The sequence below is a fragment of the Kitasatospora sp. NPDC056531 genome (assembly GCF_042794375.1).
Lineage (GTDB): Bacteria > Actinomycetota > Actinomycetes > Streptomycetales > Streptomycetaceae > Kitasatospora.
On record NZ_JBHTTU010000007.1, the window covers coordinates 89,406 to 103,965 of the forward strand.

Annotated in this window: 10 protein-coding genes; 6 read left to right on the forward strand and 4 right to left on the reverse strand. The window is 71.3% G+C overall.

What is annotated here, in order from left to right; all coding sequences use genetic code 11:
• Positions 1-299: 299 nt before the first annotated feature.
• Positions 300-1,142: a CAP domain-containing protein gene (locus tag ACFQ87_RS10240; RefSeq protein ID WP_380610191.1), complete on the reverse strand. Its 843-nt coding sequence runs from the start codon at positions 1,140-1,142 to the stop codon at positions 300-302.
• 412 nt (positions 1,143-1,554) lie between these two features.
• Entirely contained in the window at positions 1,555-1,689 is a 135-nt protein-coding gene (locus ACFQ87_RS10245; RefSeq protein ID WP_380610192.1) for a hypothetical protein, read from the reverse strand.
• A 511-nt stretch (positions 1,690-2,200) separates the two neighbouring features.
• Here ACFQ87_RS10245 and ACFQ87_RS10250 point away from each other — a divergent pair.
• Both ACFQ87_RS10250 and ACFQ87_RS10255 read left to right on the forward strand, forming a co-directional pair.
• Positions 2,201-3,229 (forward strand): permease, encoded by a 1,029-nt coding sequence (locus ACFQ87_RS10250; RefSeq protein WP_380610193.1) that lies wholly within the window; start codon positions 2,201-2,203, stop codon positions 3,227-3,229.
• Positions 3,217-3,918: a TIGR03943 family putative permease subunit gene (locus ACFQ87_RS10255; RefSeq protein WP_380610194.1), complete on the forward strand. Its 702-nt coding sequence runs from the start codon at positions 3,217-3,219 to the stop codon at positions 3,916-3,918. Before ACFQ87_RS10250 ends, ACFQ87_RS10255 begins: the two co-directional genes overlap by 13 nt.
• 33 nt (positions 3,919-3,951) lie before the next feature.
• Here the strand turns inward: ACFQ87_RS10255 and ACFQ87_RS10260 are convergent, their stop codons facing one another.
• Positions 3,952-5,010 carry a glycoside hydrolase family 26 protein gene (locus ACFQ87_RS10260; RefSeq protein ID WP_380610195.1) on the reverse strand — a complete coding sequence of 353 codons (1,059 nt, stop codon included), beginning with the start codon at positions 5,008-5,010 and terminating at the stop codon, positions 3,952-3,954.
• Positions 5,011-5,792: 782 nt separating this feature from the next.
• Here ACFQ87_RS10260 and ACFQ87_RS10265 point away from each other — a divergent pair.
• The 4 genes from ACFQ87_RS10265 (at position 5,793) to ACFQ87_RS10280 (ending at position 13,707) form a co-directional block, all read left to right on the forward strand.
• Positions 5,793-7,871 (forward strand): bifunctional polysaccharide deacetylase/glycosyltransferase family 2 protein, encoded by a 2,079-nt coding sequence (locus ACFQ87_RS10265; RefSeq protein WP_380610276.1) that lies wholly within the window; start codon positions 5,793-5,795, stop codon positions 7,869-7,871.
• Positions 7,872-7,873: 2 nt separating this feature from the next.
• Positions 7,874-9,094, forward strand: a complete 1,221-nt coding sequence (locus ACFQ87_RS10270; RefSeq protein ID WP_380610196.1) for an acyltransferase — start codon at positions 7,874-7,876, stop codon at positions 9,092-9,094.
• Between the two features lie 664 nt (positions 9,095-9,758).
• The gene (locus ACFQ87_RS10275; protein WP_380610197.1) at positions 9,759-12,950 is read left to right on the forward strand and encodes a CHAT domain-containing protein; all 3,192 of its coding nucleotides are present in this window, start codon (positions 9,759-9,761) and stop codon (positions 12,948-12,950) included.
• Between the two features lie 70 nt (positions 12,951-13,020).
• Positions 13,021-13,707 (forward strand): hypothetical protein, encoded by a 687-nt coding sequence (locus ACFQ87_RS10280; RefSeq protein ID WP_380610198.1) that lies wholly within the window; start codon positions 13,021-13,023, stop codon positions 13,705-13,707.
• A 105-nt stretch (positions 13,708-13,812) separates the two neighbouring features.
• On the opposite strand, the gene ACFQ87_RS10285 is transcribed toward ACFQ87_RS10280, so the two are convergent.
• Positions 13,813-14,346: a DinB family protein gene (locus ACFQ87_RS10285; protein WP_380610199.1), complete on the reverse strand. Its 534-nt coding sequence runs from the start codon at positions 14,344-14,346 to the stop codon at positions 13,813-13,815.
• Between the last annotated feature and the right edge of the window lie 214 nt (positions 14,347-14,560).

Sequence of the window (14,560 nt, forward strand, 5' to 3'; positions counted from 1 at the left end):
GGTTGTTGTGGTCCGGCCCCCCCCCCCCCCCCGCCGCGGCATCTCCACCAGTCGCCCGGCCCACAAGGTCCCGGGCGGCCCCCCGTCCTCTCCCCGCTTCCGGAGACAGCACCCATGCCCCGAAGAACCGCCGCGCCAGCACCCCCGACCAGCACGTTCGACGATGGCGAAGCTTCATGGCTGTCATGTCCGTGCCGTTCTTCGTCCTCGGGTCGAAGCCGGTCGGTGATGCTGTCTCCGTGCTGACCACGTGACGGGGATGCTCGGCGGTGTCCCCGGACCGGCACCGGTGCCCTGCGTCAGCCTGCGAACTCGTGCACACCCCACCAGCCGCTGGAGTCGTGGTAGAGGCCGATACCGATCTCCTTGTAACGGGGGTTGATCTGAGCGGCGTGGTGCCCCGGGGATTCGGTCCACATCTCCTGGAACCGCTCGGCGGCCTGCTCCCCCGTGAGCGAGGCGTCGCTCCACATGACAATGCACTCTCCGGTCAGCGTCCGGCTGCCGGTGAGGCTGGGCCCGGCACCGGAGGCGTTCTCGGAGTGGGCGAACCCGGTCTCGCGCATGTGACGGGCCCACCGCACGGCGAAGTCCGTCAGGTCGGCCTTGACGACGAGGGCAGGGACGCCGTTGCGGGCACGCTCCTCGTTGATCAGCTTCAACGAGAGCGCCTCGGCACTGCCGGCGGTCCGGTCCGCTCCCGTGGTGTCGGGGCTCGCCGGGGCCGGCGCGGACGTCGTGCGACCGGGGCTCGCCGGGGCGTTGGCCGACGTCGCCCTGTCCGAACTCTGCTGGTCCTCGGCCCTGCTCGGGGTCGGAGTCCGGGTCGGGGCCTTCGCCGCGGCCGGGCTGGAGGGGGCCTTGGTGGCTGTCGGACTGGTCGGCGCAGCCGTGGCCGGAGGCGGTGTGGCTCCCTCGCTGGTCGCGGAGGCGGACGCCGACGGGGAGGCGGACGCCGACGGGGAGGCGACGGCTGCGGACGACGAGGAACCGATGCCGGTCGCTGCCGCCGTCGCCGGCGGGGCGTCTGCCGTGTCCGCAACGTATCCGCCGTTGTCCGGACCGCATGCGCTCAGCACGATGGCTATGGCACCGGTGGCCATGACGACGGCGATCCTCCGCCTACGACGAACGGAATGCATGAAAGGCTCCCTGGCTCCTCCTGGCGGCTCGGAGCGGCTGCACGGCCGTGTACTTCCACGCGCGCCGCCCCTGGCCGGCCGACGCCTCTTGCGCCGACATCAGAGGAGACCGGCAGGCTCAGTGGCGATAACAACTAACTGCCGGGCACTTCGCGAGAGGGAGGTCACAGCCCTCCTGTCGGCCGGTCCGGAAGTCCGCGCCCGGATGCTCGGACTCCCCGGCCGGGAGCCCGGCGTAGACGTGCAGCGCGGGGCCGGATTCGGGTGGACCGAGAGACGTTGGCCGTCCGGGCCCTCTCGACCTCGCCCAAGTAGTCCTCGTTGAAGACCGGCCCAACTGCACCGAGGCGATGTCCACGGTTCGGTTCGTCGGGGAATCGAGGCAGGCGCGGGCAAGGGCTGTCCGGCGCGGTCAGTGATCCTGCCCCAGCAGACGGTATGCCACCCGGGGGTAGTGGTCGTAGCGCACGGCGATTTCACGCGACAACAGGGTCATGCGCTCGATCACCCGGTTGTTGCGCGGCGCGCCGCCGTCCAGGACGCGCAACGGCGGAAGAGCACGATCCGAGCCATGTCCCGATCCTTCACCTGTTGCGCGATCCGAGTACAACTGATTGACGTGGAACGGGGGTTAAACGCTCCACACAGTGCCCAGCCGGGGCGTCCGCGGCAGCAGTTCGAGGATCTGATCCGGCGGCTCGGGACGAGCGGGCGTTGGCGGACCTGGTTGACCGTCCACGTTGGCCGAAGCGACCTGGGGCCGTCCGGTTCATTCCGTGACTTTGAAGAAGAAGGTGGTCGGTTGCAGTGTCCCGGCGGGGTCCGCGGCATAGGCGGGGATGATGCCGACCGGGGTCCGTTCTGCCGATCGGTAGGGTTGTTCGGCAGGGCTGCCGGTCCGGGTGTCCGGGAGGCCCCGGTCCCGCTGAGCCACGCCCGTACGACGCGGCCCGCCTGCACGGACTCTCCGTGCCCGGTGCGTCGGCGATCGAGCCGACCGGTTAGGCTTCGCGCCCGGATCCGCTGGTCGGCAGCGGAACAGGCGAAGGCGGGTGACCGTGCTCGACGAGGCAACGGCCCGGACCCGGCGGCCGCGCCCGTCCGACGTGCTGCGGCTGGTGGCGCGGATCGTCGTGACGCTGGCCTTCGGCTCCTTCGCACTGGCGATCGTCGGCACCGCCGGGCTGCTGGTGGTGCCCGACCTGCTCGGCTGGCTGGAGCAACCCGCGCTTCAGGCGTGGGGGACGGTGCTGGCGGCGGTGGTGATCCAGGGCCTGCCCTTCCTGCTGCTGGGCACGGTGGTCTCGGCGGCGATCGGCGCTCTGGTGCCGGACCGGGTGCTGAGCCGGGTGCTGCCCCGCAACCCCGCGCTGGCGGTGCCGGTCGCGGGTGCGGCCGGGGCCGTGCTGCCCGGCTGCGAGTGCGCGTCGGTGCCGGTCGCCGGAAGCCTGATCCGGCGCGGGGTCGCACCAGCGGCGGCGCTGGCGTTCCTGCTGTCGGCTCCCGCCGTCAACCCGGTCGTCCTGGTGGCGACCTCGATCGCCTTCCCCGGCCACCCGGAGATGGTGCTCGCCCGGCTGCTCACCTCACTCGCAACCTCGATGATCATGGGCTGGTTGTGGCTGCGGCTGGGCCGCACCGAGTGGCTGCGGCTGCGCGACCGGCCGCCGGGCGAAGACGGGCACGGCCGATGGGCGGCCTTCACCCGGGCGTTGCAGCACGACTTCCTGCACGCCGGCGGTTTCCTGGTACTCGGAGCCGCCGCCGCGGCGACGTTCAACATCGCCGTACCGCCGTCCTTGCTCGAGACCTTCGCGGGCACTCCCTGGCTGGCCGTACCACTGCTCGGCGTGCTCGCGGTGGTGCTGTCGATCTGCTCCGAGGCCGACGCCTTCGTCGCCGCCTCGCTCTCCGGCTTCTCGCCCACCGCCCGGCTGGCGTTCATGGTCGTGGGACCGATGGTCGATCTCAAGCTGATCGCCCTCCAGACCGGCACCTTCGGACGCGCCTTCGCCACCCGGTTCTCCACCACCACCTTCGCCACCGCGCTCCTGGTCAGCACCCTGGTCGGGGGGTGGCTGCTGTGAGGCGCCTGCTGCCCGCCGCGCTGCTCCTGCTGACCGGATCGGCCCTGCTGCGCGTCAGCCTGTTCAGCGCGCTCTACCTGCGCTACGTCAAGCAGGGTCTGCGGCCGGCTCTGATCGCCACCGGGGCGGTACTCGTTCTGCTCGGGCTGGTGGCGGCCGTACGCGATCTCCGGCAGGCCCGCGCCCAGGACAAGGCCCATGACGACCACGAGCACGTCGGGCCGGGACTCGCATGGCTGCTGGCCTTTCCGGCGGTGATGCTGCTGCTGTTCGCCCCGCCCGCCCTCGGCGCGTACACCGTGGCCCGGGACGGCTCGGGGGCCATCGCCAAGCGCACCGGCTTCCCGCCGCTCCCCGCGCAGGACCCGGTCACGCTGTCGCTCGGCGACTTCTCCAGCCGCGCGGTCTGGGACAGCACCGAGTCCCTCAGCGGCCACACCGTCCGGCTCACCGGCTTTGCCGCGCCCGGGACCGCCGGGAGCTGGCGGCTCAGCCGGATCATCGTGAGCTGCTGCGCCGCCGACGCCCGGGTGGTGAAGGTCGAGATCCGCGGCGTCCCCGCACCGGCCGCCGACTCCTGGGTGGCCGTCACCGGCACCTGGCGGCCCGGCACCGGCGTCCCGGCCCTCGACGCCACGTCGCTGACCCCCATCGCCAAGCCCGCCAGTCCTTACCGGGACGTCCCGTAGCCCTGACCCGCGTCCTCGGGCCAGCCGACGGTCTCATCCCGAACTCGTTCGCCGCGCGCTCGCGGGCGACCAGCCGAACCCGGCATGTGCGGCCGCATACACGAGTTCCTTCGCCGCCGCCGGCGAGCTGTCGACCCGCCAGTCGGTGGGCCCGACGCCCGGTCGCCGTCCGTTCACGTCGAACCAGACCAGACCGATCAGCCCGTCCGTGCCGGCCGCACCGGCGAACAGGTCGTCGATCTGCGCGGACTTCTTCGGCCCCTCCGCCACCGCGGTCTCGGAGATCAGCAGCGGCTTGTCCGAGAAGGCCCGCAGGCTCTTGACCGTCGGAGTGAACAGGCTGCTGTAGGCGGTGCCGTCAGTCGGACCGTAGTAGCCGACCAACCCCAGCCAGTCGACGTAGTCGTCACCCGGGTAGTACGGGCGCAGCGGCACCTTGCGGTCCATGTCGTTGGCGTGCGGCGCCCACACCCACAGCACGTTGACGGCCTGCTGGTCGCGGAAGACGTCGTGGATATGGCGCCAGGCCTGCACGAAATCGGCCGACGTCGTGCGGGACGGGCCCCAGTCACTCCAATCGGCGTTCATCTCCGGCGCGAAACTGATCGCCAGGGGGCCCGGGTAGCTGCGGACCCCCTTGGCGAACGACCTCAGGTAGTCGTCCTCCGCCCCCGAAACGATCCGCGACAGCGGCACGTTCGTCGGTGTCCAGACCATCAGCGGTAGTTGGCCGTTCTGCCAGAGCGCGGCGGTGCCGTCCCCGTCGAAGTCCTGGCCCCAGTCGTAGTAGTACTCACGCACGTCGGGTGCCCGACCCGCCTTCGCCGCGAAGGCGGCCACCGGCGCGAGGTCGCCCGCTTCGCCTGCCGCCGCCACTCCCAGCATCCGCCCGCCGGGCTTGCGGAGCGCCGAGACGTCGTACGGCGGGGCGGGTGCGGCGCTCGCGCCAGGGGCGGCGGAGCCTGTGCTGGCGGGTGTCACGGCGGGTGTCGCGGTGGGCGCCCCCGGCCCGCACCCGACGGCGAGCAGCGGGCCGGCGACCGCCAGGGCGCCTGCTCGGATCAGTCGGGTCCGACGGGTGCGCGTGATCACGGGCGTGGCTCCAGCAGTTGTACATGTACCGGCCAAAGCCCGGTGATTTTGCGGGCATCCTACGGTGTCACACGCGCCAACCGGTATTTCAATCCGATTACGGACATCGTGCAAATCGGAACAGAACAGACATTGAATCCAAATCAGCTCCGGCCCGTGCATTAGCCTTCCCCCCTACGCCTTCGCGGTCTTCGCACCCTGCATGGAAAGGCCCGCCCAGGTGCGCCCAACTATCGCCCCCATCGAGCGTGGATCGGTGCACCCCACAGCACTCGACACCACCGAGCCGACTCTTCCGGGGTCCGAGCCCGCACCGGTATTCGTCTCGTCGACCGGCCTTCGTGGTCGGCTGCTGCGCGGCATCGGTTGGCCGGTGAGTGTGGTCGGCGCGATGTTGGCGGCCGCCATGACCAGCAGTCTGGTCGGCGTCCAGTCGGACGCACCTGCCATGGGGATTCCGGCGCAGCAACCCGCCGCGTCGCCGACGTCCGCCCGGCAGTCCCCGAAGCCCACACCATCCGGGGCCACGACGACCCCGACACCCAACCCCAAACCATCGGCCGGCAAGTCGCACGGTGCGACGACCTCCGCCACATCTCGCCCGAGCCCGAGCGGGACGACCTCGCACGAGGGGACGGAACGGTCGACGCCCCCCAAGCCGGGCAAGCATTCCTGATCCTCCGTACCACCCGCACCTGGAGCACCCTTTGTCCCGCCACCAGCGCACCCGGCAGTCGGTCCGGAGGTCGCGCCGGCTCGCCGCGCCGCCCCTGCGGTTCTTCATGCCGGTCACCGTGCTGGCCTGCCTGCTCGCACTCCTGGTGCTGCGCGGCCTCGCCACCAACGAGGTCTTCCACGACAACCGGATCGCCGTCTCCGTCGACAAGACGACCGTTCCGCAGAACCTGTTGGACGGCGGCCCGATCATCGACGCCCGGGGAGCGAAGAACGCGCACCCGGTGAGCTATCACGTACCGGACCACACCGTGGTGCTGAGCTTCGACGACGGCCCCTCGCCGGAGTGGACCCCGAAGATCCTCGACCTGCTCGCCGCCCACCACATCCACGCCAGCTTCTTCGTCACCGGCGCGATGACCTCCCGCAACCCCGATCTGATCCGGAAGATCGTCGCGGGCGGCCACGAGATCGGCGTGCACACCTTCACTCACCCGGACCTGGCCTACCAGTCCCACGCCCGGATCGCCTGGGAGCTGGGGCAGACACAGCTGGCCCTCGCCGGCGTCGCCGGAGTGCACAGCGCCCTGTTCCGCCCGCCGTACTCCTCCACCGCCGACGCGATGGACGACTGGAACTACCCGGTGGTCAAGTACGCGGGTGCGCACGGCTACCTCACCGCGTTCATCGACTCGGACACCGAGGACTGGCAGCGCCCGGGTGTCGACAAGATCGTGAAGGCGGCGACGCCGACCACGCCCGGCAAGGGCGAGCTGATCCTGCTGCACGACGCCGGCGGCGACCGCTCGCAGACCGTCACCGCGCTCGGGCAGATCCTCGACCAGCTCCAGGGCGAGGGCTACCGCTTCGCCACCATCTCCGAGGCGCTCGGGGCGTCCGACGCCACCGTGCCGGTGCACGGCTTCCAGCTGTGGGCGGGCAAGGCGTTCATCTGGACCACCCAGCTCTCGGTGAACCTGCTGCCGGTGCTGGTCACCCTGCTCGCGATCGCCGGGTTCCTCAACTTCGCCCGGTTCGCGCTCATGCTGGTGACCGCCACCCTGCACCGTCGCCGCTCCCGGCGCCCCGACTTCGCGTGGGGGCCACCGGTCACCCGACCGGTCACGGTCCTGGTGCCCGCCTACAACGAGCGCGAGTGCATCGCCAACACCCTCAACTCCCTCGCCGCCAGTGAGCACCCGATCGAGGTCATCGTCATCGACGACGGCTCCAGCGACGGCACGGCGGACATCGTGGAGGCGATGAACCTGCCGTTCGTCCGGCTGATCCGCCAGGAGAACGGCGGCAAGTCGACCGCACTCAACACCGGCATCGCGGCCGCCTCGCACGACATCATCGTGATGATGGACGGCGACACCGTCTTCGAGCCGTCCACCGTCCGCGAGCTGGTCCAGCCCTTCGCCGACCCGCGCATCGGCGCGGTCGCGGGCAACGCCAAGGTGGGCAATCGCGAGACCGTCATCGGCGCCTGGCAGCACATCGAGTACGTGCTCGGCTTCAACCTCGACCGACGCATGTACGACATGCTCAACATCATGCCGACCATCCCCGGCGCGATCGGCGCCTTCCGCCGGGACGCCCTGCGGCGGGTCGGCGGGATGAGCGACGACACCCTCGCCGAGGACACCGACGTCACCATGGCGATGCTCTGCGACGGCTGGAAGGTCGTCTACGCCGAGCGGGCCCGCGCCTGGACGGAGGCGCCGGCCAGCCTCCAGCAACTCTGGTCGCAGCGCTACCGCTGGAGCTACGGCACGATGCAGGCGATGTGGAAGCACCGACGGTCGCTCACCGACCGCGGCCCCGCGGGACGGTTCGGCCGGCTGGGCCTGCCCATGGTCGCGCTGTTCGGCGTGGTCTCCCCTCTCCTCGCGCCGCTGATCGACATCTTCCTGCTGTACGGGGTGCTCTTCGTCGACGCCCCGAAGACCCTCTCCGCCTGGGCGGGCTTCCTGCTGATCCAGGGCGTGCTGGCCTGGTACGCCTTCCGCCTCGACGGTGAGAAGCCCTGGCACCTGGTCACCCTGCCCGTCCAGCAGGTGGTCTACCGGCAGCTGATGTACATCGTCCTGCTGCAGTCCTCGATCACCGCGCTGACCGGTGGCCGGCTGCGCTGGCAGAAGCTCCAGCGCACCGGCGAGGTCGCCGCACCCGTGGAGGCATGACCATGGTTCCCTCCCTCGGGCAGGACACCGTCCAGCTGCGCATCCCCCAGCCTCCCGCGCCCCCCGCGCCCGAGGCCCCGCCGAAGCCCCGCAAGGGCCGCGACCGCTATCTGGACCTGCTGCGCGCCCTCGCCCTGGCCCGCGTGATCCTCTACCACAACTTCGGCTGGTTCTGGCTCCCGCTCGTCTTCCCCTCCATGGGTGTGATGTTCGCGCTGGCCGGATCCCTGATGGCCCGTTCGCTCAGCCGCCCGGCGCTCGGTGTCATCCGGGGCCGTCTGCGCCGCCTGCTGCCGCCGATGTGGCTGTTCGGCGCGATCGTGCTCACCGGCATGATCATCGACGGCTGGGGGCCCAACTCCGACGGCCACCCCGGCTGGTGGTGGTTCAAGCTGTTGTTCTGGATCCTCCCGCTGAGCACCCCGCCGTACGGGGACTCGCTCCACGGCTTCAACCACACGCTGGAGCCGATCTGGGCCCAGCAGCTGGTCGTCCCGCTCTGGTACCTGCGCGCCTACCTCTGGTACGTCCTGCTCTCGCCCCTGATGCTCCGCGGCCTGCGCCGGCTGCCCTGGCTCACGGTGTTCGTGCCGCTGCTGCTGTCGCTGATCCTCAACGCGGGGTTCTTCGATCACGACGGCCGCATCTGGGAAACGGTGACCGACTTCACCACCTTCGGCTCCTGCTGGCTGCTCGGCATGGCCCACCAGGAGGGCCTGCTGAAGAAGATCCCGCAGTACCTGGTGCCCTCCCTCGCCCCGCTGATCATGGTTGCGGGTCTGTGGTACCTGCTCACCCGACCCGTCGATCCCAGCAACCCGACCGACATCGAGAGCTGGCCCATCGCCCAGGCGCTCTGGTCCTTCGGGTACGTCGCCATGCTGCTCCACCTCAGTCCGTCCTGGGAGCAGTGGCCCGCGCCGCTGGAACGCTGGAACGGCCTGATCAGCCTGCTGAACTCGCGCGCGGTCAGCGTCTACCTGTGGCACCAGAGCGCGCTGGTGCTCTCCATCCCGCTCATCGACCAGCTCTGGTCGAACGGCTTCTTCTACGACCACGCCCAGTGGCTGCTGACCAGCCAGTGGCTACCGCTGATGGTGGCGATCCCGCTGATCGGTCTGCTGGTACTCACCTTCGGCTGGGTGGAGGACCTCGCCGCCAAACGCCGACTGCGGCTCTTCCCCTGGCCCCGCCGCCAGCGCGGCAAGCGAAGGGCGGCCTGACAGGGGCTGCGCGTAGGCGCGCGTACGCCCCGTCCGCGGCCCCGTCTTCCTACTTCGTACGGGAAGGCGGGGCCTTTCCGTTTCGGGTGCGGTGCTCTCGTCGGCGGGATTCGGCGTGCTCCCAGCGGAACAGGACGAGGGCGACCAGGACCGTGCCGGTGGTGAAGGCGAGGAGGGACAGCGCCGGGGTGCACAGGGCCGTCGTTCCCGCGCCGTGGGCGAGGAAGTCGCTGAGTCCGGCGTTGACGTGGTGGAGCGGCAGGAGATGGGCGGAGGTCCGGATCCGTCCCCGTTCCCCTTGACCCGGTCGAGGACATCCTTGGTGGACAGCGCCCAGGCTCGGGTGTAATCGTCGATGCGGTCAGCGCCGCACTCCTGGGTCAGAAGCATGTCGTAATCCACGGTGAGAGCCGGGGCCGAAGGACGGAGATGTTGCTCTGGGCGACTCGGTCGGCCTCCTCGCCCTTGCGCTGCTGCGCCTCAGCGCGAATGGCGGCCTGGCGGGTGCCCGCCGCACGGGGGTCCTGCTGCGATACGGCGGACTTCCTGCGGTGTGGGGCAGGTGCGGGACAAGCTATGAGCATGCCGGGACGGGCCGCTGAGAAGTGCTCGATTGCCCTCGGCGGCCGGCCCGGCCGCATCCGTGGAAGGGGAGCTGGTGTCGGTGCGATCGGGAGCAGCGGAAGGCGCGGTGCTCCAGGGCCTGCTGGACCAGCGGCGGTACCGCGCGCTGGAGCGGGTGGTCTCGGAGCTGGGAGAGGAGTCGCTGCGGCGCGATGCGGCGGCCTGGGTGGTCGTCCTGCGCTCGCTGCTGGAGCGAGGGCTGGTCGGGGCGGCGGCCGCGATGGCCCAGCGCGCCAAGGGGTGCTTCGCCTCGTCCAGCCCGGCCGGCCTGTGGATGCGGTACCCGCCGCTGCTCGCCCAGGCGCCGGAGGCGAAGCCGGGCCTGGCGGCTCAGCTGCTGGCGGATGCCCAGGCAGTGGTCGCTGCCCCGAAGAGCTCCCCGCACGATCGGGCCGGGGCAGCCGAGTTCGCCTGCCTGGTCAGTGCGGTGCTGTTCTCCCTCGAAGGGGGCCGACCGGAACGCCGGGAGGAGTCACTGCGCCACGCGGCGACGGCCGTACGGCTGTGCGGGGAGGCGGGTGCACCGCGCTCGGCCGAGCGGGTGCAGCGTCGCGCGTTCCGGCTGCTGCGACTTGCACCGGCCGACCCGGGGGGCGCGACAGAGTGGCTGGGGCAGGCGAGGGCGACCGCCCAGGCCCGCGGTGACCTGTGGTCCGTGGCCGAGAGCGACCTCCTCCAGGCCGAGGCCGACCTGGAGGAGGTCCTCGCGGCGAACGCCTTCGGGAGCGCTCCTCCTCCGCCGGAGTCCTGGGGCGCCCGGGTACGGGCGCTGGAGGCGGTGGCGGGCCGGATCCGCGAGGCGGGCGGAGTCATGGCCCGCGCCCGGGCGCGGTGGACGACTGCGGACCTGCTGCTGCGGTACGGGGTCCCCGCGGGCGAGGGCATGGCCAGGGCCGCCGTCCGTGGCTTCCGTGAAGGCGGTGACATCGGCAGTGAGCTGTCGGTCCACCAGACCCTGTCGAGCTGGCACCTGGTGCACGGGGACGCGGCCCGAGCCGAGCGGCACCTGGTCCGCGCGCAGGCCCTCAGCGAGCAGTTGGGAATGTGGGCGGCGGAGAGCGCCCGTCAGGCGGCGTTCCTGGAAACCCTGACCCGGCGCGGCCACTTCGGCCAGACCGAACTGCACACCTCCCCGCACTCGGGCTCGGTGCAGGAGTCCGTTGCCCAGGCGGTGCAGCGCAGCGCGGCGCTCTCCCTGATGGGGCTGACCGAGGAGGCTGCGGCAACACTGCGCGAGGTCCAGGACGGGCCGGCGTCGACCGGTCATCCGTCACCCCTGGCGGCCGACGTGGCTCTGTCGCTGGGTACCCACCTGGCGGACTCCGGCCCCGGGGAGGCGGTGTCCGTCCTGCTGCGGGGCGCAGCGCAGGCACACCGGCAAGGACTGCGGTCGGAGGAGGCGCAGTGCCTGGCCACGGCGGCGTGGGTTGCGGCCGTGGCCGCCGGCCGGGGTGTCCCCGTGTCGTCCCCCGCCGAGATCGAGGAGCGCTTCGCAGCGGCGGAGCGGCTCCTCGGGCAGACGCCGCCCGACCTCGCGGCCCACGTTCAGTTGGTCAAGCTGTGCCACCTCAGGCACCAGGAGGCGTTCGTCCGCCGGGACTGGGACGGCTGCGGCCGGTATCTGACGCTCGCCGAGGCGGTCTGCCGCGGCTACGGTCTGGGTCCCCTGCTCGCCGACACGCTCTCGTTCGAGGCCCTGACCCTGATAGAGGTCAACCGGATGGGAGCCGACGCGTATGAGCAGACGGACGCTCTGCTGGCGGAGGCGTCCGAGCTGCGCCGTCGGGCCGGTTACGCGGGCGAGGCGTGGCGCGGTTCCTTCCACCGGGCCGTCAACGCCCTGGAGTCGGGAGACCGGCACCCGGACCCCGAGGTGCGCCGGGAACGCTGGACGGCGAGCGCCCGGCTCCTCGACGCCGCTGCCGTCGCGATCGACCGACTGAGGTCGAAGGCAGCCGTGGCGGACACCGCTCCGGAGCGCGCGCAGGCCGCCAGGATGGCCGCGGTCCGGGGGAAGGAGGAGGTCTACCGGCTGGGCTTCGAACTCCAGCAGTACCGTCTGGGTGACAGCTCTGCCGCCCTGTGGTGGCTGGAGCGGGCCAAGGCCCGGGCGCTGCTCGACGGCGTCGAGGCGCTCGGTGGGTCCGACGAAGGGCGGATCGGCCGGATCCCGCTGCCCGGGCCCGTGACCGTGGCGCGGTTGCGCATCGCGTTGAAGGCGGAGGAGCAGCGGGCGGACGGGCGGCGCGTGCTGCTCGTGCAGTACCGGTGCGTGCCCGCCGGCACGCTGGTGTACGGACTGCGGTCGGACTGGGACGAACCCCGCATGGCCGCGGTGCCGCTGTCGTACGAGGCGCTCGCCGAGCCGGCCCGGATGTGGTTCCAGGTGCCGGGCGGGGTCCGGATGATGATGGAGGACTACGAGGGCGACGTGAGCGACTGGTACCGCCTCGCGCCGCTGGTGGCCCCGCTGGCCGAGTGGTCCGCTCCCGGGGATCTCGTCCATCTGGTGCCGTACGGCTTGCTGCACCAACTGCCGCTGCACACCCTGCCCGTGGACGGTGTCCCGCTGCTGTTGCGCAACCCCGTGTGCTACGCGCCCTCGGCGGCGATCCTGCACGGGCTGTGGCAGCGGCCCGGGCGGGCGGGCGAGGCCAGGCGGGGGCGGGCGGCGGTGTTCGGTGATCCGCGCCAGAACCTGCCCAGGGCGGTGCACGAGGCCCGGGTCGTAGCCGACCTCCTACGAGTGAAGGCCGAGTTGGGGGCGAACGTTTCACTGGCCCGAGTGCGCGAGGCCCTGCGTGAGGACGGCCTGGTCCACCTCGCCGCCCACGGCGTCCTGTCGGTCGGAGACGGCTTCGAGCGCGGTATGGATCTCGCGGACGGCCGCTTGCGGGCCTCCGCCCTGCTCGGCGGACAGACCGCCGCCTGCGGGACGGTGGTGCTCAGCGGCTGCGAGACCGGGGTCAACGAGCAGCGGCCCGGGGACGAGCCGGTGGGCCTCACGCGGGCCCTGCTGCTCGGCGGCAGCTCGTGCGTGGTGGTCAGCCAGTGGCAGGTCGCCGACGACTCCGCGGCCGAGCTGCTCACCGCCTTCCACGAGGAACTGGGGGCTGGGGCCGGTGCACCGCTGGCCCTGCATCGGGCGGCCCTCAGGTCCGCCGGTGGGCCGGACCCGCAGAGGCACCTCTACCACTGGGGTCCCTTCGTGGTCGTGGGAGACTGGACCTGATCCGGCAGATCGGGTAAATCTGCAGCAGCACCGGGATGGTTGACTGAACGTCAGATCTGGAGGAGCTGAAATGGTGGACGTGCCCGACGGCGCAGCCTGCGTCGAGTTCGACATGGAGGTGGACGAGGCGGCGTTGGGCGAGCGGGACGGCGAGTCGGCCGTACTCGACAAGGAGGTACGCCTGTTGGCCAAGGACAACCGGTTCACCCTGAGCCTCGGGCCCGTCGAGCCGGACGCCGGTGCCCCCGCGGGCAGCGTGGTGCTCGAGATTCCCTTGCGGTGCGTCGGCCACCCGCATCCCGAGTGCGAACTGCAGTGGCTGAGCGTCAGCCTGTCGGTCAGGCCCGGCCGGGTGCTGGACCTCAGCCCCGGCTCCGAGGTCGCGGACCAGCCCGTCAAGGTGGTCAGGAAGCGCACCGGCGGGCTCTCCTTCGACAAGACGGTGACCAAGCTGGCCCCCGAGATCGCGCGTGAACGCAGCACGGAGCAGGACGTCTACTTCCCCACGCTCCAGGCGAGCGGGAAGGACATGCAGCTGGCCAAGTGGACGTTCGAGCGCGCGGGCGAGACCCCGCTGCGCGCCGACCGCGAACTGAGCGTCCTGGCCGGCTTCGCGGACACCGGTGTACCTGAGGACCTGCAGGTGACCCTCCGCGCGAAGGTAGCGGTGCGCGGCTGGCAGGGGACGATCCCGCTGCTCGGCAAACGGAAGGTCGCGTTCAATCCCCGGCTCAAGCTGAGCGGTTCGTCCGACTGAACGGTCCAAGTTCACCCTCCGGCCCGGCCGGACAACTGGTCTTCGGCGGGTCGAGGGGCGGTGCTTGCCGGTCGATGCGCACGAGTAGCTGACCGGGGCCGCCTCTCATTCCCCGGTAGCTCCGTCGATGCGTTCGCGGAGGAGGTCGGCGTGGCCGTTGTGGCGGGCGTACTCCTCGATCATGTGGGTGAGGATGTAGCGGAGCGAAAAGACGTCCCTACCGAAGTGACCGGTGGCGTCGAGGGATGCGGCGGCGTCCACGATGGCGTTGGATCGGGCACACTCCTCGTGCCAGATCTCGAACGCTTCGGCCGGGTCTGCGGTGTCGACATCGAATGCACCGCCTTCGCTACGGGGCCAATGGGGCGTGGTGTGCTCGCCGTGAAGCACGTTGCGGAACCAGGTCCGCTCGACGTCGGCCATGTGCCGAACGAGTCCGAGCAGGGAAACCCCCGAGGGCCGCACGGCCCTCTCCCTCAGCCGCTCGGCGGTGAGCCCCGCGCACTTCATGGCCAGCGTCTCGCGCTGGTACTGCAGGAAGCCGGTCAGCGTCGTGCGCTCATCGGCCACCCTGAGTGGCTCGGGCCTCTTCCGGGCGTCCATCGTGACATCGTCCCAGTCCCAGTCGATCGACGGCATCTCGGGCGGAATGCGCCCGATGCATGCGAGTGTCCTGCCACCTCCCACCGTCACGGTGATGGGGCGCCCAGGGGCGGCGCGGACAACACCTGCAACCGCTGAGGTGCGAAGGTTGCCCGCTCCAACACACGGACGGCCTCTACGGCCTCCGGGTCGTCCTGATGGGGGTTCTCGGCCAGGACGTCGAGCAGTCCGGCGCCTTCGGAGTGGACCA

Bases quoted from the DNA above. Each gene is read 5' to 3' on its own strand.
- ACFQ87_RS10240 (WP_380610191.1), bottom strand. From the start codon at position 1,142: ATGCATTCCGTTCGTCGTAGGCGGAGGATCGCCGTCGTCATGGCCACC.
- ACFQ87_RS10265 (WP_380610276.1), top strand. From the start codon at position 5,793: ATGCCGGTCACCGTGCTGGCCTGCCTGCTCGCACTCCTGGTGCTGCGC.
- ACFQ87_RS10270 (WP_380610196.1), top strand. From the start codon at position 7,874: ATGGTTCCCTCCCTCGGGCAGGACACCGTCCAGCTGCGCATCCCCCAG.
- ACFQ87_RS10280 (WP_380610198.1), top strand. From the start codon at position 13,021: ATGGTGGACGTGCCCGACGGCGCAGCCTGCGTCGAGTTCGACATGGAG.
- ACFQ87_RS10285 (WP_380610199.1), bottom strand. From the start codon at position 14,346: ATGCCGTCGATCGACTGGGACTGGGACGATGTCACGATGGACGCCCGG.